General features: G+C 71.5%; 11 protein-coding genes. 6 read left to right on the top strand and 5 right to left on the bottom strand.

The features are described 5' to 3' along the window. Nucleotides 1-765: 765 nt before the first annotated feature. Both ACYVLT_RS27370 and ACYVLT_RS27365 read right to left on the bottom strand, forming a co-directional pair. Nucleotides 766-1,161 carry a RidA family protein gene (locus ACYVLT_RS27370; RefSeq protein ID WP_461123086.1) on the bottom strand — a complete coding sequence of 132 codons (396 nt, stop codon included), beginning with the start codon at nucleotides 1,159-1,161 and terminating at the stop codon, nucleotides 766-768. 253 nt (nucleotides 1,162-1,414) lie between these two features. After that, a complete protein-coding gene (locus ACYVLT_RS27365) occupies nucleotides 1,415-2,599 on the bottom strand; it encodes an acyl-CoA dehydrogenase family protein (protein ID WP_461123085.1) in 1,185 nt (394 codons plus the stop codon). Nucleotides 2,600-2,984: 385 nt separating this feature from the next. Between ACYVLT_RS27365 and ACYVLT_RS27360 the strand changes: the two genes are divergently transcribed. After that, the gene (locus ACYVLT_RS27360; RefSeq protein ID WP_461123084.1) at nucleotides 2,985-4,454 is read left to right on the top strand and encodes an MFS transporter; all 1,470 of its coding nucleotides are present in this window, start codon (nucleotides 2,985-2,987) and stop codon (nucleotides 4,452-4,454) included. Between the two features lie 318 nt (nucleotides 4,455-4,772). Here the strand turns inward: ACYVLT_RS27360 and asnB are convergent, their stop codons facing one another. The 3 genes from asnB to ACYVLT_RS27345 form a co-directional block, all read right to left on the bottom strand. Next, nucleotides 4,773-6,608, bottom strand: a complete 1,836-nt coding sequence (gene asnB / locus ACYVLT_RS27355; RefSeq protein WP_461123083.1) for an asparagine synthase (glutamine-hydrolyzing) — start codon at nucleotides 6,606-6,608, stop codon at nucleotides 4,773-4,775. Between the two features lie 83 nt (nucleotides 6,609-6,691). Continuing rightward, nucleotides 6,692-8,245: a GMC family oxidoreductase gene (locus tag ACYVLT_RS27350; RefSeq protein WP_461123082.1), complete on the bottom strand. Its 1,554-nt coding sequence runs from the start codon at nucleotides 8,243-8,245 to the stop codon at nucleotides 6,692-6,694. A 99-nt stretch (nucleotides 8,246-8,344) separates the two neighbouring features. Next, nucleotides 8,345-9,187: an SAM-dependent methyltransferase gene (locus tag ACYVLT_RS27345; RefSeq protein ID WP_461123081.1), complete on the bottom strand. Its 843-nt coding sequence runs from the start codon at nucleotides 9,185-9,187 to the stop codon at nucleotides 8,345-8,347. Between the two features lie 748 nt (nucleotides 9,188-9,935). Here ACYVLT_RS27345 and ACYVLT_RS27340 point away from each other — a divergent pair. From ACYVLT_RS27340 to ACYVLT_RS27320, 5 genes are all read left to right on the top strand, one after another. Then, nucleotides 9,936-10,583 (top strand): Crp/Fnr family transcriptional regulator, encoded by a 648-nt coding sequence (locus ACYVLT_RS27340; RefSeq protein ID WP_461123080.1) that lies wholly within the window; start codon nucleotides 9,936-9,938, stop codon nucleotides 10,581-10,583. 88 nt (nucleotides 10,584-10,671) lie between these two features. Beyond that, nucleotides 10,672-17,427 (top strand): amino acid adenylation domain-containing protein, encoded by a 6,756-nt coding sequence (locus ACYVLT_RS27335; protein ID WP_461123079.1) that lies wholly within the window; start codon nucleotides 10,672-10,674, stop codon nucleotides 17,425-17,427. Further along, the gene (locus tag ACYVLT_RS27330) at nucleotides 17,424-18,188 is read left to right on the top strand and encodes a thioesterase II family protein (protein ID WP_461123078.1); all 765 of its coding nucleotides are present in this window, start codon (nucleotides 17,424-17,426) and stop codon (nucleotides 18,186-18,188) included. The genes ACYVLT_RS27335 and ACYVLT_RS27330 overlap by 4 nt, the downstream gene beginning before the upstream one ends. Next, complete coding sequence (locus ACYVLT_RS27325; RefSeq protein WP_461123077.1) at nucleotides 18,164-19,396, top strand: hydroxymethylglutaryl-CoA synthase family protein; 1,233 nt, start codon at nucleotides 18,164-18,166, stop codon at nucleotides 19,394-19,396. Before ACYVLT_RS27330 ends, ACYVLT_RS27325 begins: the two co-directional genes overlap by 25 nt. After that, nucleotides 19,396-20,160 (top strand): enoyl-CoA hydratase-related protein, encoded by a 765-nt coding sequence (locus ACYVLT_RS27320; RefSeq protein WP_461123088.1) that lies wholly within the window; start codon nucleotides 19,396-19,398, stop codon nucleotides 20,158-20,160. The genes ACYVLT_RS27325 and ACYVLT_RS27320 overlap by 1 nt, the downstream gene beginning before the upstream one ends. The last annotated feature ends 13 nt before the right edge of the window (nucleotides 20,161-20,173 follow it).

The following is a 20,173-nucleotide window of genomic DNA, read 5'->3' as shown; positions in this document are numbered from 1 at the left end:
GGTCGCCATGACTTCCACCCTAACCCTCGTTAGTACGAAATCCGACCTTCTCAGTTGCTTTCTAGGACTAGCTGTGAGTAGGGTTACGAGTCAACGACGTCAACGCGGACAGAATTCCGAGGAGTGCTGGTGGCCAGGGTCAGTGAGGCCGGGTCGCCGGACATTTCCCCCAGAACTCGGATTCTGTCCCGATTCTGCGTTCCGCTCCGCCGTGGCACCCCCCAGCCCGCCCGAGCGGAACGTGAGGGCGGCGCACAAGTCCTGTTGGACTGAGCGACCGCCTCAACCGCGCGGGTGGGCTGGGCCCGGCCCACCCGCGCGGTCCGCCCACGCCGGGACGGCGTTACCGTCGAATTGTCGAACAAAGAACCGCGGAGCGCCGGAAAGGCGTCGTGCCGCTTTATCCGGCTGTCGTCTTATCCGGCTGTCGTCGAACGTCAATCGTCAATATCGAGTCTGCCTCGTCATCGCCCGTTTGTCACGGGCGATCCGGCCGACTTCGCCGAGCTGTCCCGCACCCGTCGACCCCCGGCGGGCGCGCCGGTCGCGCGGCCGCGGTCGGGTGCGCCACCACGAACGTCCACACGGGACTCGCGGGTGCCACCGCCGCCGAGCACATCACTCACCCGGTCGTGGAGCCGCGGGGGTCGGTGCGGTGACCGGTCGTCCGTCCGGAACGGGCGACTGTGCGTTCTGCCGGTTCTGGCCCCACCGAAACGATCACGGTGGGGCCAGAACCGGTGGTACGTCAAGACAAACGCGATGCTAGTCGTACGCGTTGGCCTCGAGCAGAACCAGCAGTCCGGGCGCCGCCAAGCGCTCGACGCCGACCACGGACGTCGTGAAGCGGCTGTTGGACTTGCCGAAGCGGTCGGTGAGCTGTCCCCAGTTCTTGATCAGCTCGTCGACGTCCGTGCTGTACACGGTCAGCCGCACGACGTTGCCGAGGGTCATGTCGGCACCCGAGAGGACAGCCTCCAGGTTGTCGAGAGCTAAGGTCAGCTGAGCCGCCATGTCGCCGGGGTGCACCGGGGTTCCGTCGGCATCCACCGAGTCCTGGCCGCTGCAAATGAGCTGCCTGCGGTAGCCCTCGATGATCTGGGCCTGGTCGAATCCCAACGGACCGGCCCAGGACCAGGGGTTGACTGACGTTCGTTCCATCTAACGCTCCTAAACACCAACAGGTGGTGCGATTGATAACTCAACTGCGCCGGGACTGCGGAACTCCGCGCGCGTACCCGATATCGCACTAGCACCGTAGCACGCTAACGGGAAACGTGTGGGTCAATCACCACCGTCCGGATGAGTCGCGCGGAGCCGAACGTTCGCAATCACTCGATCGGTCGGCCACCGGTGCGGTAGGACAGTTGGTCCGCACCGGTGCGTCCCGTTGGAGGTGAACAGCCGGTGTCGATCAGATGTAGTTGGTGTTGGGCTCCAGCCCGACCAGCACGCGACCGTAGATCTCGGCGTTGACGTCGGGAACCATCAGCGCGTGCAGGCCGTGGGTCTGCATGTCGTTGATGATGCGCTGGATCGGAACCCTGGTGTAGGCCGAGGAGCCGCCGCTGTTGGCGGCGAAGATGTCGGCCGCCTCCTTGGCGAGCCGGAAGGCCGCGCCCACGTCCGCCCGGCAGCGGGCGCGTTCGAGCATCGTCCACTCCTCGCCGGAGGCGGCCTTGGAGTCCACCGTGGTGGCGATCCGCTGGGCGTGGAACTCGGCCTCGTCGATCTTCATGACCGCCTCCGCGACCCGCAGGTGGGTCACCGGGGCCTCGCTCTGGGCCGCGTACTCGGTGTAGGTGAGCTTGCGGCCGGGCAGCCGCTCGAAGAAGAGGTCGCGGACCGCCTTGGCCATGCCGACGGAGATGCCGACGATCGACGCCGCGGACGCGGAGATGAACGGCGGCTGGTAGATCTCCCGGCCGGCGTTGACCTTGGAGACCGACTGGCTGGTGGCCACCATGTAGGCGGGGAGCGTGCGCTCGGTCGGGATGAACAGGTCCTTCGCGGTCACGCCGACGCTCTCGGTGCCGCGGAAGCCGTTGGTGTACCAGTCGTCGCTGATCTCCAGGTCGGACAGCTTGACCGGGCTCATCACCGGGTAGGGCTCGCCGTCGGGCGGCAGCACGATCGCGACGATCTGCTGGTACTGGCCGCTCATCGCGCCGCTGATGCACGGCCAGGTGCCGTTGACCAGGATGCCGCCGTCGACCGGGACGGCGGTCGCGGAGCCGGGTCCGATGGTCGTGCAGACCTGCACGTCGGGGTTCCCGAACACCTCGTCCTGGATCTCGTCGGGGAACAGGCCGATGCCCCAGGTGGAGATCCAGGAGCACGCCACCACCCACGCGGCCGACCCGTCGGCCTGGGCGATCGCGTCGGCGACCTCGACCATGGTGCGGGCGTCGCTCTCGTACCCGCCGTGACTGCGCGGGACCCGCATCCGGAACACGCCCGCGTCGGTCAGCGCCTTGACCGTCTCCTCGTGCAGCCTGCGGTGCTCCGTCGACCACTCGACGTTTGCCCGAAGCGTCGGCGCGATCTCGGACACCCGCCTTACCAGCTCTTCCCGGGACGGGACTACCACAGTTGACATGTCTCTCCCCTACCGGATGTCGGACTCACCTGGAAGGCTCCACCAAGCCGCCCGTTCACGCATCTCCCCAATTGCTGCACACACAGAGTGACTATATTCGGCGTTTGGTACGTCCGATCGGGTGTTGCGCTCCTCTTCGCCGGGAGGTCGACCGGAACCGACGTCCAAGCGTCGTCCGACCAGCGGTTATTCCGCGAACCTCCGCAGAGAGCACGATTGAAGTAGTCGTGAGAAGCCTTCGGGTGACACCATCGAGTACCGCACGATTGAAGTAGTGGGTGTTGGTCTTGCGATGCAACGATCGGGATCAGGCAGTGTCACAGGCGTGTCTTAGCGGCGTGTCTCACTGCGCAAAACCCCCCCGAAGTTAAGTTGGAGGATCGACATGAACCCAGCCGCGTCAGCGGTGGGTCCCAGCCCCCACAAGGGTTGGACGATCGCGCTCGCGTCGCTCGGTTTGTTCATGGCTGCCTTGGACGGGCTGGTCGTGACGACCGCACTGCCGGCCCTGAGGGAAAGCCTGAACGCAAACCTTGGCGACTTGGAATGGATCGTCAACGGCTTCACCCTCGCACTCGCCTGTCTCCTGTTGTTCGGCGCCGCTCTAGGTGACCGCTTCGGTCGCGTGCGCATCTACGCCCTCGGCCTCGCCATCTTCACCGTGTTCTCGGTCGTGGCCGCCCTGTCCCCGGACGTCACGGTGCTGATCGTGGCCCGCATCGGCCAGGGCATCGGTGCGGCGATCCTGATGCCGCTCAGCCTCACGCTGATCAGCGAGGCGTTCCCGCGGGAGAAGCGCGGCGCCGCGATCGGCCTCTGGGCCGCCGTCGGTGGCGCGGCCGTGGCGTTCGGCCCGGTCGTCGGTGGCGCCGTGGTCCAGGGCCTGAGCTGGGAGTGGATCTTCTGGCTGAACGTCCCGATCGGCATCGTGCTGATCCCGCTGTCCCTGATGAAGCTGACCGAGAGCAAGGGCCCGGACGGGAACCTCGACTTCGGTGGCGTGGTGCTGTCCAGCGTCGGCCTGTTCGGCCTCACCTGGGGCCTGATCAAGGGCAGCCACGCCGGCTGGGGCAGCTTCGAGGTCCTCGGCTCGATCATCGGCGGCGTCGTGGTCCTCGCGATCTTCCTCGCGTACGAGGCGCGTCGCCGCAACCCGATGTTCCACGTGAGTCTGTTCCGCGGTCGTGCGTTCTCGGCCGGTGTGCTGGTGAACTTCTTCATGTTCGCCGCGCTGTTCGGCGCGGAGTTCCTGATGGCGCAGTTCCTCATCACGGGTCTGGGCCACAGCCCCCTGATCGCCGGTCTGATGCTGCTGCCGTGGATGGCGACCGCGATGGTCGTCTCCCCGATGGCGGGCTCGCTGTCCGAGAAGTACGGCAACCGGCCGTTCATGGTGGTCGGCCTGCTGCTCTCGGGCATCGGCATGCTGTGGATCGGCCTCATCGCGGAGCCGGGCATGGGTTACCCCATGATCGGTCTCGCGCTGCTGGTCAGCGGTATCGGCATCTCGCTGGTGTTCCCGACGGTCGCCGGCTCGGTGCTCAGCGCGGTCCCGCCGCCCCAGATGGGCATCGCGTCGGGCATGAGCACCATGATGCAGCAGGTCGGTGGCGTGTTCGGCGTCGGCCTGATCGCGACGGTGTTCGCCCAGGGCAACGAGTACGCCTCGTCCGAGGTCTTCGTCGACAACTTCAGCGACGCGATCATGGTCCCGGCCGTGCTGTCCGGTCTCGGTGTGATCGCGGCGCTGGTGTCGCCGGGCCTGGCCGCGGCTCGCGCCGCGATGGCCCGCGTGCACGGTGCTCCGCCGGCGGGCGTCGCTCCCGAGGGTGAGCTGGCCGCCGAGAAGGGCTGATATCCGGCCTTTCCCGACCTGCGGGAAGTCGTAGGTCGAAGGAAGCGGTAGAACGGACGAAGGGGCTGGGTGTCGTCGCCACGGTGACGACACCCAGCCCCTTCGTCGTGGCCGAGGTGGGTGCCGCTCGCGCGGTGTGCCTGCGCGCGTCGGCGCGTGGACGCCACGAGTCGACGTCCGCGCCGAAAACCCCATGGCGTCAAGGACACCAAGGCCCAACGGCGTCAAGGACACCGAGACGCCGACACGGCGAGGACTCCCGCGGCCGCGGCCGCTCTCGGGGAGTCCCCGCCGTGTCGGCGGTGGCTCGAAGGCTTGTCAGGACAGCTTGAACTCGGGCTTGTAGACGTCCAGCCACATGGCCAGGTCGAGGGTCCGCTCCAGGGAGAGCCGGGTCAACCGGTCCACCGCGGTCGGGTCCTGCCCGGTCGCGCCGTCGAGCCAGCTCCGGTCGATCAGCTCGAACACGTCGTGGCTCCGGTGCGTCAGCAGTTCCTTCGCCTGCAACTGCAGTTCCCGGACGTAGAACGGGTCCTGGGTGGAGGGGTAGGGGCTCTTCGGCCGCCAGGCGACCGACTCCGGCAGCATGTGCGCGACCGCGCCGCGCAGCAGGCTCTTCTCCCGGCCGTCGTAGGTCTTCAACGCCCAAGGGGTGTTGTAGACGTAGTCGACGAGCCGGTGGTCGGTGAACGGCACCCGGACCTCCAGCCCGACCGCCATGCTCAACCGGTCCTTGCGGTCGAGCAGGAACCGCATGAACCGGGTGATGTGCAGGTAGAGCATGGTGCGCATGCGGTGGTCGGCGTCGTTGTCCGAGTCGAGCCGGTCGACCTCCGCCGCCGCCCGGTCGTAGGCGTCCTGGCGGTACTCGTCCAGCTTCAGCTCCGCCGCCAGCGCCGGGTGCAGGCCGCTGGTGTCGGTGGCCATCGGGCCCGCGTTGACCGCGATCCACGGCAACGCCCGGGCGCTCTGGATGCCTGGGTCGTGCATGTGCCGGTAGCCGCCGAAGACCTCGTCCGCCGACTCGCCGGACAGGGCGACCGTCGTCCGTTCCCGGATCGCCTTGAACAGCAGGTACAGCGAGAAGTCCATGTCGCCCAGGCTCATCGGCGCGTCGCGCGCGGTGAGCGCGGCCTTGCGGACCTCGGGGTCGGCCAGTTCCTTCGGGTTGAGCACGATGTCGGTGTGGTCGGTCCCGACGTGCTTCACCACGTCCTGGATGTAGGGCGTGTCCGGGGTGTCGCGCAGCTCGTCCGGCACGAAGTTCTCGGCCTGGCCCATGAAGTCGACCGCGAACGTCCGCACCTGCTCGTCGCCCAGGTGCGCGGCGGCGAACGCGGTGAGCGTGCCGGAGTCGATGCCGCCCGACAGCAGCACGCCGCGCGGCACGTCCGCGACCAGCTGCCGGCGCACGATGTCGTCGAGCAGGTCGCGGACGTGCGCGACGGTGGTCTCCTGGTCGTCGGTGTGCGGCTTGGACTCCAGCTTCCAGTAGGTGCGCACCCGCAGGCCGTCGGCGTCGACCGTGACCACGGTGCCGGGCTCGACCTGGTGCAGGTCCTGCCAGACCGCGTGACCCGGCGTCATGGCGAACGCCATCGTCTCGCGCAGACCGTCCATGTCGACCACCCGCTTGGCGAACCGGTTGGCCAGGATCGCCTTCTGCTCCGAGCCGAACATCACGCCGTCGGGCGTGCGGTAGTAGAAGAGCGGCTTGATGCCGAGGCGGTCCCGGACCATCACCAGCTTGCGGTCGCGCGCGTCCCAGATGGCGAACGCGAACATGCCGTTGAGCCGCTCGGCCAGCGCCTCGCCCCAGCGCAGGTAGCCGCGCAGCACCACCTCGGTGTCACTCGACGTGGTGAACCGCTCGCCCTGCTTGACCAGCTCGTCGCGCAGCTCGACGTAGTTGTAGGCCTCGCCGCTGTAGACGAGCGTCACGTCGCCGTTCGGCGTGCGCACCGTCATCGGTTGCACGCCGCCGGACAGGTCGATGATCGCGAGCCTGCGGTGGCCGAGGGCGGCGTGCCGGTCGACCCACGTGCCGGAGGCGTCCGGGCCCCGACACGCCATCGTCTGCGTCATGGCGTCCAGGGTCTCCCGCTCGTGATTGAGGTCACGGTCGTACGAGACCCAGCCGGTAATTCCGCACATCTGTTGTCCTCCGGTGCGTTCAGAAAGGGTTTCCGTCTTCCGGATTCGTCATCCGGTCCGGCCGCGCCTCCCGGTCGGCCGGTTCACGTCGAGTCTCGCAGCATCGCGGCCAGGCGTTCGCCGATCATGACAACCGTGAGGTTCGTGTTGGCGCACACCATGTTCGGCATCGTCGACGCGTCCGCGACGTAGAGGTTCTCCACGCCGTGCACCGCGCAGTGCTGGTCGACGACCGCGCCGGGATCGTCCTCGGGCCCCATCCGCGCGGTGCCCACCGCGTTGTAAGTGGTGTCGACCGCGCGATCGATGTAGCCGCGCAGCAGTTCCTCGTCGTCCATGACCCGTTCGTCGACACCGACGATCCGCTCGCCCTTGTCCGCGATCTTCGGCGAGCGCATCAACTCCCAGCAGCCCCGCAGGCCGTCCGCGAACAGCTTGTAGTCCCGTTCGTCGGAGAGGTAGCCGAGGTCGACACCGGGTGCGGTGCGCGGGTCGGTGGAGGCGAGCGTGACCCGGCCGCGCGAGAACTGCTTGCGCAGCACGACCATCACGCCGAACACCGTCGCGGCGCCGACGTCGTGCCGCAGTTCGGGGAAGTGGTGGGTCAGGTCGAAGCGGTTGACCATGGCGTAGTACAGGTCGTTGAACCGGTCGCCCGTGGTGCGGAGCACGATCTGCCCGGTCGACTTGCCGGTGTTCTCGTTGCCCGGCTTGGGCGTCATGAACACGCCGATGCGCGGCTGGTCGGTCAGCTCGGCGCCCACCCCGGGGAGGTCGGCGACCACGGGGACGCCGAGGGAGCGCAGGTCGTCCGCCGGTCCGATCCCCGAGCGCAGCAGGATCGCGGGCGAGCCGACGGTGCCCGCGGCCAGGATCACCCGCTTCGCCTTGATGGTCTCGTACGTGCCACCGGCGACCGACGCGACGATGCCGACCGCGCGCGAGCCCTCGAACACGACCCGGTCGACCGAGGTGTCGGCCAGGATCGTGAGGTTCGGGCGCTGCTCCGCGGGCCACAGGTACGACATCGCGGTGGAGACGCGGACCCGGGCGTCGCGCCGGTTCGACGGGATGGGCCCGACGCCGGTGGAACAGGGGTCGTTGTGGTCCTCCGCGTACGCGTGGCCGGCCGCGAGGCACTCGTCGAAGAACACCTGCTGCACCGGCGTCAGTTCCTCGGGGCGCCAGCGGCGGATCGGCACCGGGCCACCCACGCCGTGGTGGTCCCGGTCGCCGAAGTCCAAATCGTCCTCCAGGGCGCGGAAGTGCGGCAGCACGTGCTCCCAGGACCACAGCGGGTTGCCCGCCTTGGCCCACTCGTCGTAGTCCTCCGGGGTACCCCGGATGGCGACGGTGTTCCCCACCGCCGAGGAGCCGCCGGTGACCTTGCCCTGGGGGAACCTGACCTCCCGGTCGCGGCTGACCCGTGCGGACAACCCCCAACCGTGGTGGACCAGCGACATGGTGTTGGCGTCGAGGATGTCCTCAGGGGTGGTCCCGGTCGCCGGGTAGTGGGGCCCGGCTTCGACCAGGACCACCCGTCGGCCCGGATCCTCGCTCAGGCGGGCGGCCAGCGCGGCGCCTGCGCTGCCCGCCCCCACGACGATGTCGTCAACAACGGAATCCGATCCCCGCATGTGCGTTCCTTCTAGTTCCGGCCCCCGTCGATCAGCTGTGCGTAAAGCCCACATCGCCGGCTCCCCGCCGGCCTCGGCGACCGAAGCACTCGGCGCCTGTCAACGCTTGCGTGCGACGCCGACCCACATGGGCAGCGGCTTGGGACCACTGGTGTCGGTGGGGCGCCACTCGTGGGTGCCCACCACACCGGGCTCGACGATGTCCATGCCGGCGAAGAACTCCTCGACCTCGCCCCGGGTCCGGCGCACCACGGCCTCGCCCATCTGCTTGTCCATCGCGTCCAGCGTCGCGTTCATCGCGGTGTCCTCGTCGTCCTTGGCGAAGTGGGACACGGCGATGTAGCTGCCGGAGGGCACGGCGGCCAGCAGTTCGGCGAAGATCCGGTGAGGACCGTCGGAGTCCTCCATGAAGTGGAGCATCCCGTAGAGGACGATCCCGACCGGTTGGCTGAAGTCGAGCGTGGCCGCGGCCCGGCGCAGGACGTCCTGCGGGTCGCGGAAGTCGCCTTCGAGGAAGACGGTCTTGCCCTCCTCTTCGGACGCGAGCAGGTAGTGGGCGTGGGCGACCACCTGCGGGTCGTTGTCGACGTACACGACACGGCAGTCGGGGGACACCGCGCGCACCGCCTCGTGCGTGTTGTTCTCGGTCGGCAGACCGGAGGCGAAGTCGAGGAACTGGCGGATACCGCCCTCCTCGGCCATGTGGCGCACGATGCGCACGAGCGAGTCGCGCGCCTCCTTGATGTCGACGCGCACGCCGTCGACCCCGCCGACCTCGCCCGGCCAGCCCGCGAACGCCTGCTCCGCGACCACGCGGTCGATCTCGAAGTTCGCCGTGCCGCCGAGCAGGTAGTCCAGGATCCGCGGCACGTGCGGCGCCGCGGGGTTCACCCCGGCGGGGGCCTGTTCCGGACTCATGGTCGTGGGACTGCTCTCAGCCATGGTGCACCCTTCCGACGCGGGACCGAAGCTCACGATGTGACGGCAACAGCATGACCAGCCGCGTGTACGGGGTCTTCTTTCCTGTTGCTCATGCGGACGAGCGGTACGGCCGGCCGGGTGGTCGCCGGTACCTGTGGGTAACCGAGGCCGCGGACGCTCGGTTTCCCGACCCGCCGGGACCGGCGCCCGGCTTGTCCCGCCGGTCGTCCCGCGGCCGGGCGCACCCGCTGCGGGCAACCCCTGCCCGGTGAATTGCGATACCGGTAATCAATGCCCCGCGCAGGATTCTTCATGCCCGCAGGAAATATCCGCTTTGCACCGATCGGTGGTCCCGCCGCCGGGGCGGAGCGGGTCGTGGCGAGGGTGTGGACGCGGGTGTCCGACCATTCCACTCCCTCTGGAACCGGAACTGCCGGTCACGCTCCGGCCCGGTGTCGAACCCGTCGAACGGTCGAACCTTACCCGGAACGGCGCAGGCCAGGGGTCACTCCAGGTGACGGATCCGGCTGTTGATACTCCTTTGGAGGGAAAAATGTTCGGGTGCCGAGAAGTGTCACGTTCTGTGTAAAGTTGGGCAGCGGCAAAGCACCGGCACCGGCTCCGACGGCGTGGTCAGTGCGGGGGTTGATCACGCGGTGCCGCGCATACTGGAGCTCGCCAACTCTGGACCTCTGGGGGGATCGGCGTGATGCCGGGATTTGGTATGGGTAATTTAGCCGACAAACTGCGATCCGCCATCGCCGATGATGTGATCAAGACTACCGTCCGTGTTTTCGAGAAGAATGAGCACGTCTACAACTGGGGCGATCAGGACGATTGTGTCTACCTGGTGGAGCAGGGTCGGGTGAAGGCGACCAGGTTCTCCGAGGGCGGCAAGCAGTGCCTGCTGAGCATCCACGGGCCCGGTGACGTGTTCGGCGAGTTGTGCCTCATTTCCGAGTCGCGCGCGGAGACCACCACGGCCATGACGGTGGTGGTCGCGCGCGAGATCCCGTGCCTGGCCTTCCGGTCCCTGCTGGCCCACGAGGGCCTGTCCGAGGCGTTGTTCGGGCACCTCGCGGGCAGGCTGGCCGAGCAGCAGCAGATGATCACGTACCTGGTCACGATGGACTGCAAGCAACGGCTGGCGGCCGTGCTGCTGCACCTCGGCCGCAAGCTGGGTCGGCGATGTCCGGCCGGGCTGCGGTTGGAGGAGAAGATCACCCACGAGGAGCTGTCCGCGATGGTGGGCACGACCCGCTCGCGCGTCGGCTACTTCCTCAAGTCGTTCCACGAGGAAGGTCTCATCCGTCGCGGCCACGACGGCGCGGTGATCATCGAGGAGGAGGGCTTGAGCGCGCGGGTCGCGGCGTGGCAGGGGCAACTGACGCCGAGGGGCGTGGGCGCCACCTCCTGAGGCGGTGCGCAAGCTTGAGCAGACCGGCGTCATCCCCCGTGGTTACGGTGCCGCGCACTCGGCAGTCGACGCGGGGGTAGCGGCACTGATGACCACCATGTCCGGACACGCCACCGGCGAGGGACCGCTCGTGGACGGCACGGTCGACCGGGTGGTCCGGGTGGTGCTCGGCCGCGTGGCCGGTGACGCCGACGACGCCCTGCCCGACGCCGGCACCCGGTTGGCGGACCTGGGGTTGTCGTCGCTGGCGACCGCACGGCTGCTGGTCGAGCTGGAGACCGAGTTCGGCCGGGAGGTGACGCCCGCCGACCTGGCGCTGTGCGAGACGGTGGGCGACCTGGCCGGGCTGGTCGGGCACGCGACGCGGGCGGGCGCCAGGCCGGTGGCGGCCGATCCCGCCGCACGGCACGAGCCGTTCCCGCTCACGCCGATCCAGGAGGCCTACCTGGTCGGCAAGTACGTCGAGCTGGGCCCGGACGCGATCGGGTGCCACCACTACCGCGAGTTCCTGGTGCCCGACCTCGACGCGGACCGGCTGGTCGCGGCGTGGCGCCGGCTCGTCGGGCACCACGACGCGCTGCGGCTGGTGGTCGGGGACGGCTCCGCGCAGCGGGTGCGACCGGACGTGCCCGAGCAGGTCGCGGTGGTCCACGACGGCCCCTTGGACGTGCTGGGAACGCAGGTGCGCCAACGGCTCTCGCACCGCCGGTACGCGCCGGGGGAGTACCCGCCGTTCGCGGTGGAGGTCGTGCGGGACCGCGGCGCCGGGTCGGTGCACGTGAGCTTCGACGGCGCGGTGATCGACGGGCACGGCATGGACCTGGTGTTCGGCCAGTGGTGGCGGCTCTACCGCGAGCCCGAGGCCGGGTTGTCGGGTGGGGCGATGGCGGGACCGGTGATGTCCGGGCACGTGATGTCGGGTCAGGCGACGTCTGGGCGGGTGGTGCCGGGACCGGTGGTGCCGGAGCAGGCGTTGTCCGTGCGGGACTGCGTGGTCGCGCTCGCCGACCGCCGGAGCGGTCCGCGACGCGACGCCGACCTCGCGTACTGGCGGGCACGGCTGCCCGAGGTGCCGCCCGGTCCGGAGGTCGTGGCGGCTCCGGAGGCGATGGCGGACAAGCCGCCGCCGGCCGGGCTCGAGTGCCACCTCCGCACACCGCGCACCGGGTTCCTCGACCCCGCGCGGTGGCGGGCGTTGCGGCGGCGTGCTGCGGCGCTGGGCGTGTCGCCGTCCTCGCTCGTGCTCACGGTGTTCTGCGAGGTGCTGACCACCGCGCCGCGGCCGTGGTCGCTGGTGCTGACGACCACCGACCGGATGCGGCTGGACCGCGTGGCGGCCGAGGTCGTCGGACCGTTCACGTCGACCTGCCTGCTGGTGGTCGAGGACGTGGACCGGCCGCGCCCGGAGCTGGCCGCCGCGCTGCACCGCCAGGTGTGGGACGCGTGGGCGCACAACTCGGTGTCCGGTGTGGAGGTGGTGCGCGAGCTGCGCCGCGCCGGTGTCGCGGTCCCGGAGCTGCCGGTCGTGTTCACCAGCATGCTCGACGTCGGCGAGCCGGACGCGGGCAGCCTGCTCGACCACCTCGCGCACGGGGTCGGCCAGACCTCCGGGGTGGCGCTGGACCACGTCATGTGGGAACGGGGCGGCGGCCTGCACTTCCGCTGGGACGCCGTCGACGCCGCGTTTCCTCCTGGCGCGGTGGACGCGGTGTTCAGCCGGTTCACCGCCGCGATCCAGGCGGCCTGCGCCGAAGTCGCCCCGGCGGTCGACGTCGGGCTGAACGAGCTCCAGCAGGCCTACCACGTGGCCAGGGCATCGGGTCGCACCGCCGGGTGCCAGCTCTACCAGAGCTTCCACGTCGCCGAGCTCGACGTCGGCCGGCTGGAACGGGCCTGGCTCGACCTGGTGGAGGAGCACGAGGTGCTGCGCACCGTCGTGGACCACGACGGCCGGACCGCCGTGCCGCCCCACGCGCCACCCGGGTGGCGGATCCCGGTCGTGCCGTCCGAAGTGGACGAGGCGGTCGCCCGCGACATGGCCGACCGGCCGTTCCGGCTCGGTCGTGGGCCGCACGCGGACCTGAGGGTGAGCCGCGCGGCCGGGGGGTCGGGCACGGTGCACCTGGCGATCGACCTTCTGGTGGCCGACGCGCCGAGCGCGCTCGCGCTGGGACGCGACCTGCTGCGCCGGTACGGCGACCCGGGCGCGGTGACCGTCCCGCCCGCCGCGCCGCGCCGGTCCGCGGTGGATCCCGCGCACCGGGAGCACTGGCGCACCCGGCTGGCGGACCTCCCGCCGGGGCCGTTCACCCCGGCCGGGCCCGGTCCCACGACCCGCACCCGGTTCGCCGTCGACCCGGCGGTGGTGCGGCGGTGGGCGGCGCGGCACGACGTGACGGTGGACGCGGCGCTGCTGGCCGCGTTCTGCGACGCCCTGGCCCACGCCTTCGACCCGCCGTTCACGGTGCCGGTGGTGCGCTGGGCGGCGGGACGCGAGGCGCACCGGCCGGGCGAGCAGACCGCGCTGAGCTGGGTGCGGGTGGACGACCGCGACGTGGCGCTGCCCGGCCGGGCGCGCCGGCTCGCGGCGCTGCTCGCCGAGGACGCGGGCGCCGACGGCGCGAGCGGGCTGGCCGAGCTGCGGGTCACCGTGCTGCGGGAACGCCGTCGCGGCCGGCCGTTCGCGCTGCCGGTGGTGTTCACCAGCGTGCTGGACGTGTCGGGGCAGCCGCTCCCGCCGGGCGTCACGGCCGGGCCGTGGCGCACCACCACGTCGGACGTGTCGCTGGACTGCGTGGCGATCGACGACGGCGACACCCTCGACATCGCGTGGGACGTGGCGCCCGTGCCCGAATCGGCCGAGGTGCTCGACGCCGCCTTCGCGCGGTTCCGCGCCGCGGTCGCGGGCTTCGCCGACCCGCCGGCCGAGCGGGTGCGTCCCGGTCGGCTCGGCGAGGCCGAACGGCGCAAGGTGCTGTACGAGTGGAACCGGACCGCGACGCCGTACCCGGCGGACGGCCCGGTGCACCTGCTGCTGGAGGAGCAGGCGCGGCGCAGGCCGGCCGCGGTCGCGCTGCGGTGGCGTGGCGGCACCGCGACCTACCGCGAGGTCAACCAGTGGGCCAACACCATCGCGCACCGCCTGCGCGCCGAGGGCGTCACGGCCGAGACGACCGTCGCCGTCGCGACCCGTCGCGGCCCGGAGCTGGTGGCGGCGGTGTTCGGCGTGCTCAAGGCGGGCGGCGCGTACCTGCCGCTGTCGCCGACCCTGCCGCGCGACCGCGCGCTGGAGATGCTGGAACGCACCTCCGCGCGGGTCGTGCTGACGACGGCCGGCGCGCCGGAGTGGTTGTCCGACGCCCCGGTGGTCGAGGTCGACCGGCTGCTGGCGGACGCCGTGGACGACCCCGGTGACCCGGAACCGGTGACCGGCCCCGACAACACCGCCTACTACATCTTCACCTCGGGCAGCACCGGGCGGCCCAAGTGCGTCGCGGTCGCGCACCGGCCGCTGTGGAACCTGCTCCACTGGTGCTACCGGACGTTCGACTTCGGGCCCGACGACGTGGGGCTCGGCGTCACGTCGCTGGGGTTCGACCTGTCGGTGTTCGACCTCCTCGGGCTGCTCGGCCGCGGCGCGGGCCTGTACGTGGCCGACGAGCGGGAGCAGCGGGACCCCGAGCTGCTGGCCGACGTGCTGGTCGAGCAGCCGATCACGTTCTGGAACTCCGCGCCGACCTCGTTGACGACGCTGCTGCCGTCACTGCGCCACCGGAAGGGGATCGACCTGAGGTTGGTGTTCCTCAGCGGTGACTACACGCCGCTCGGCACGCCCGCGGACCTGTGGGCGGTGTCGCCGGGGGCGCGCCTGATCAGCCTGGGCGGCGCGACCGAGGCCACCGTGTGGTCCAACTGGTTCCCGGTCGAGCGGGTCGACCCGGAGTGGCGCAGCATCCCGTACGGCCGGCCGATCGACAACGCGCGGTACTACGTCCTCGACGACGAGGCGCAGCCGTGCCCGGTCGGGGAGGAGGGCGACCTCTACATCGCGGGCGACTGCCTCAGCCTCGGCTACCACGGCGACCCGGCGCTGACCGCGCACGCCTTCCCTCCCGACCCGTTCACCGACCGGCCGGGCGAACGGATGTACCGCACCGGGGACCGGGCCGCGTTCCGGCCCGACGGCGTGATCGTCTTCCGGGGACGCCGCGACGGCCAGGTGAAGATCCGCGGCTTCCGGGTGGAGCTGGGCGAGGTCGAGCACCGGATGCGCGAGCACCCCGCCGTGCGGGAGGCCGTGGTGCTGGCCCGCGAGGACGGCGGCGGCGACCGCAGGCTGGTCGCGTACCTCCAGGCCGAGCCCGGTGTCGCGCGGCCGTCGGTGCCGGAGCTGCGCGCGTTCGCGGCGGAGAGGTTGCCGGACCACATGGTGCCGAACTTCGCCGCGTTCGTGCCGTCGTTCCCCGCCACGGCCAACGGCAAGCTGGACCGCGACGCCCTGCCGTGGCCGTTGGAACGGGCCGCGCCGGTCGCGTCGGACGACGACCTGACCGCCGAGATCGCGGCGCTGGTCGCGGAGTACCTCGGTGTGCCCGAGGTGGACCCGGCCCGCGACCTGTGGGACCAGGGCGCCACGTCGTTCACCATGGTGCGGCTGTCGGCCGCGTTGCGCGAGCGGCACGGGGTGCGGGTGCAGGTGTCCGCGTTGTTGGCGGACCCGAGCGTGCGGGGCATCGCCGCGCACCTGGCGCGCGAGCGGCCCGCCCCGGCGGTCGAGGTGGACTTCTTCTCGCCCGACGACCGCGCGGCGTTCAAGGCGGGTGCGGCGCACCTGCGCCCGGTCTCGGCCGACGAGCCGGTGACGCCGTTGGGTCACGACGTGCCGCCGGTTGAGGCCTACCGGGACCGTGCGACCCGACGGGACTTCACCGGCGCACCCGTCCCGCTCGACGTGCTGGACGCGTTGCTGCGGGTGTTGAGGTCGCGCGAGGTGGACGGCAAGCGCCGACACCTCTACGCGTCGGCGGGAGACACCTACAGCGTGCAGGTCTACGCGCACGTGCGGCCGGGTGGCGTGACGGGGCTCGAACCGGGCATCTACTACTACCGGCCGGATGAGCACGCGTTGCAGCGGGTGAGTGGTGGGTCGATCGGCGCCGGGGCGCACTTCCGGTACAACCGCGAGGTCTTCGACCGGTCCGGGTTCGAGCTGTACCTGATCTCGGAGCCGCGCGGCGTCGAACCGCTGTACGGCGAGGAGTCGGAGCTGTACCTGGCGCTGGAGGCCGGGTACGTCGGCCAACTGCTGATGACGGCGCGGGCGGACCTGCCGCTGGGCCTGTGCCCGATCGGCGCGATGGCGTTCGACCAGGTGCGCGAGCACTTCCGGCTGCACCCGGGCCAGCGCCTGCTGCACTCGTTCCTCGGCGGCACGGTGGACCGGCCCGCCGACACGCACCCCGCCGCTGCTCACCCCGCCGCTGCTCACCCCGCCACGCCGACCGCCGACAACACGGCCGCGCCGGACACGGGGCTCGCACCGGCTACCGCGCGGGCGGAGGTGATCGTCGCCGAGCCCGCGGTGCGGTCGTCCGGCGAGCACCGGCGGACCGCCGACGTGGCGGTCGTCGGGATCGCCGGTCGGTACCCGGGCGCCGACGACGTGACCGCGTTCTGGCGCAACCTCCGCGCCGGCCGCCGGTCGGTCGGCCCGGTGCCCCGTGGTCGCACGGCCGCCCTGGGCGACGGGCTCACGCCGCCGCACGGCGGGTTCCTCACCGACGTCGAGACCTTCGACGGGCTGCCGTTCCGGATCTCGCCCAAGGAGGCCCACTCGCTCGACCCGCAGCTGCGGACGCTGCTGCCGGTCGCGTGGCAGGCGTTGGAGGACGCGGGCCTGGCCGCGCGGCCAGGCCCGCGGGTCGGCGTGTACGTCGCGGTGATGTGGCACGACTACCGGCACGTCGGGGAGGCGCGGTGGCGGTCGGGTGACCCGGCGCTGGTCTCGGCGGCGGCTTCGGACCTCCCGGCACGCGTCGCGCACGCCTTCGACCTGCGCGGACCCGGCCTGGTGGTGGACACCTCCTGCTCGTCGTCGCTGACCGCCGTGCACCTGGCCGTGTCGGGCCTGCGCACGGGCGAGTGCGACGCCGCGCTCGTGTGCGGCGTCAACCTGATCACCCACCCCTACCACCTGGCGGTGCTGCGCGACCTCGGGCTGTCCGCCGCCACGCCCGCGGACGGTGCGTACGCCGCCGACGGCGACGGCTGGTCGCCCGGTGAAGGCGTCGGCGCGGTCGTGCTGCGCCCGCTGACCGACGCGCACGAGGACGGCGACGTCGTGCACGGCGTCATCGACGCCACCGGTGTCGGCGGCACGGGCAACCGCGGCCGCTTCGGCGTGCCCGACGCCGCCGCGCTCGCCGAGTCGATCGCCGAATCGCTGCGGCGGCACGGCTTGCGCGGCCGGGACGTCGGTTACGCGGAGACCGGCGCGTCGGGCTCGGCGATGGCGGACGCGGCCGAGCTGGAGGGTCTGCTCGCCGCGCTGAGGCCCGACGGCGGCGGCCCGCTCGCCGTCGGCACGGTCAAGCCGAACGTCGGGCACGCGGAAGCGGCCTCCGGCATGGCCCAGCTGACCAAGGCGTTGCTCCAGCTGCGCCACGGCGTGCTCGCCCCGACGCTGGTGAGCGCGCGCCGCACACCGTTGGTCGACTGGAGCGACCCGCGGCTGGACCTGGTGGCCTCGCCGCGTCCGGCCACTCCCGACCGGCTGCTCGTGCACTCGGTCGGCGCCGCCGGTTCCCACGCCCACGTCGTGCTGCGCTCCGGGAACCACCGATGACCGGCCGGTGGGTGAAGCCGACCCCGGAGGCGGCCGACGCGCCGCTGCGCCTGTTCTGCTTCCCCCACGCGGGCGGCGGCGGCGCGTTCTTCCGGGCTTGGCGGGACCGGCTCCGCCCGCGGGTCGAGGTCTGCCCGGTCGTGCTACCGGGCCGGGAGTTCCGCATCGACGAGACGCCCTACCGGCGGATGGAGGACCTGATCGGCCCGCTGTGCGACGGGCTCCGGCCGCACCTGGACCGGCCTTACGCGTTGTTCGGGCACAGCATGGGCGCGCTGGTCGCCTACGAGGTCGCACGTCGGTTCACCGCCGAGGGACGCGCCCCGGTGCGGCTGGTCGTGTCCGGGCGCCGCGCCCCGCACGCGGCCGCCCTCCGCAGACCTCTCGCGGACATCCCGGACGACGACCTTGTGACGGCCGTGAGCCGCCTCGGTGGCACGCCGGACGTGCTGCTGGCGGAGCGGGGCCTGTGGCGGCTGCTCCTGCCGTGCCTGCGGGCGGACTTCGCCGTGGACGAGGGGTACCGGCCGGCCGACGGGCCGCGGCTGGGCTGCCCGGTGTCGGCGTTCACCGGCGACCGCGACCCGGAGGTCGAACCCGCGCAGGCCGACCTGTGGCGGGTCACCACCGACGCCGGGTTCCGCCTGCACGTCCACCCGGGCGACCACTTCTACCTGACCGGGCTGCCGGACGCGGTGCGCGACGACCTGGTGGCCGACCTCGGAGGGGACCACGCATGGCACTCGGCATCGAAGCCCTGAACTGCTACGTCGGCCGGGCCTGCGTCGGGGTCGAGGACGTGTTCCGGGCACGCGGCCTGGACGTCGCCCGGCTGGGCAACCTGATGATGACCCGCAAGTCGGTGAACCTGCCGTGCGAGGACGCGGTGACCAACGCGGTCAACGCCGCCCGCCCCCTGCTCGACGCGATGGACGAGCGCGACCGGGCCGACATCGAGCTGCTGGTCGTCGGCACCGAGTCGGGCGTGGACCTGAGCAAGCCGATCAGCACCTACGTGCACCACCACCTCGGGCTCGGGCCGCGGTGCCGTTCGTTCGAGGTCAAGCACGCCTGCTACGGCGGCACGGCGGCGCTGCACGCGGCGGCGGGCATCATCGCCAACTCTCCCGTGCCGTCGGCCAAGGCGCTGGTGATCGCGGCCGACGCGGCGGGGCCGGCGTCGCGCGGCACGTACTGGGAGCCGTCGGAGGGCGCGGGCGCGGTGGCCATGGTGGTGGGCCGGGACTGCGAGGTGCTCGAACTCGACGTGGGCGCGAGCGGCCTGCACACGTTCGAGGTGATGGACACCCTGCGCCCCAGCGCCGACGTGACCGTGGTGGACTCGGACCTGTCGCTGCTGTCCTACCTGGCCTGCCTGGAGCACAGCTTCGCCGCGTACCGGGAGCGGGTCGTCGGCGCCGACGTCGTGGACACGTTCGACCACCTGGTGTTCCACACGCCGTTCGCCGGCATGGTCAAGGGCGCGCACCGCACGTTGCTGCGCAAGCAGGGCGCCCTGGCGAAGGTGGACGCCGAAGCCGACTTCGGGCGCCGGGTGGCGCCGTCGGTCGAGCACGCCACCCAGGTCGGCAACCTGTTCTCGGCGTCGCTGTACCTCGCGCTCGCGTCGTTGCTGGACAACGCCCCGATCCGGGCGCCCGCGCGGATCGGCCTGTTCTCCTACGGTTCCGGCTGCGCGTCGGAGTTCTTCAGCGGGGTCCTCGGACCGGGCGCGGCACGGGCGGTGGGCCGGTTCGGGATCGGCGACCGGATCGCCTCGCGCCGCCTGCTCGGCATGGCCGAGTACGACCGGGTGGTCACCCTCGGCGGCGACCGCGGCCACGGCGTGGCGGACCACGTGGTCGACACCACCCCGTACGCCGAGCTGTACGGCGAGCTGTTCGAGGGCGCCGGGCTGCTGGTGCTCGACCGCATCGACCGCTACCACCGCGCCTACCGGTGGAGCTGATGGTGGGCACCGTCGAAGTCGAGTGGGCCGCACCGGTCCTGACCGTCACGCTCGCCCGCCCGGACCGGGGCAACACCGTGGACGGCGCGTTCATCGCCGACCTGCACGCGGCGCTGGACGAGGCCGAGGAACGCCCGGACTGCCGGCTCGTGGTGCTGCGCGCGCGGGGCTCGGTGTTCTCGGCGGGCATGGACGTGGTCGAGGCCGCCCGCGAGGACGCGTCGGGCGGCGACCCCGCCGACCGGGGCGCGGCGTTCTTCGAGCTGCTGCACCGCTTCACGACCGTGCCGCGCCTGATCTTGTGCTGTGTGGACGGTCGGGTGTCCGGTGGTGGGGTCGGGCTGGTGGCGGCCTGCGACCTCGTGCACAGCACCGAGCGGGGCGTGTTCAGCCTGCCCGAGGCGATGTGGGGGCTGCTCCCGTTCAGCGTGCTGCCGTTCCTGGTCCGGCGGGTCGGGTTCCAGCCCGCGTACGCCATGACGTTGACGACCCTGCCGGTGACGGCCGCCGAGGCCGTGCGCAGCCGGCTGGTGGACGAGCTGTCGGCGGACCCCGCCGTGCTGGTGCGCAAGGTGACGGCGCGGCTGGCCAAGGTCGACGGCACGGTGGTCGGCGACGCGAAGCGCTACTTCGCCGCGCTGCACCCGATCACCGAGGAGGCCAAGCGGCACGCGGTGGCCGAGTTCGACCGGCTGGCGGGCGCGCCGCGGACGCGGGAGCGCTTCGCCCGCTTCGCGGCGACCGGGCGTTACCCCTGGGAGTGAACGACGGCGGTCG

The organism is Saccharothrix stipae (genome assembly GCF_054781895.1).
Note: the sequence above shows the minus strand (reverse complement) of the source record. Positions and strands in the feature narration are given on the sequence as shown.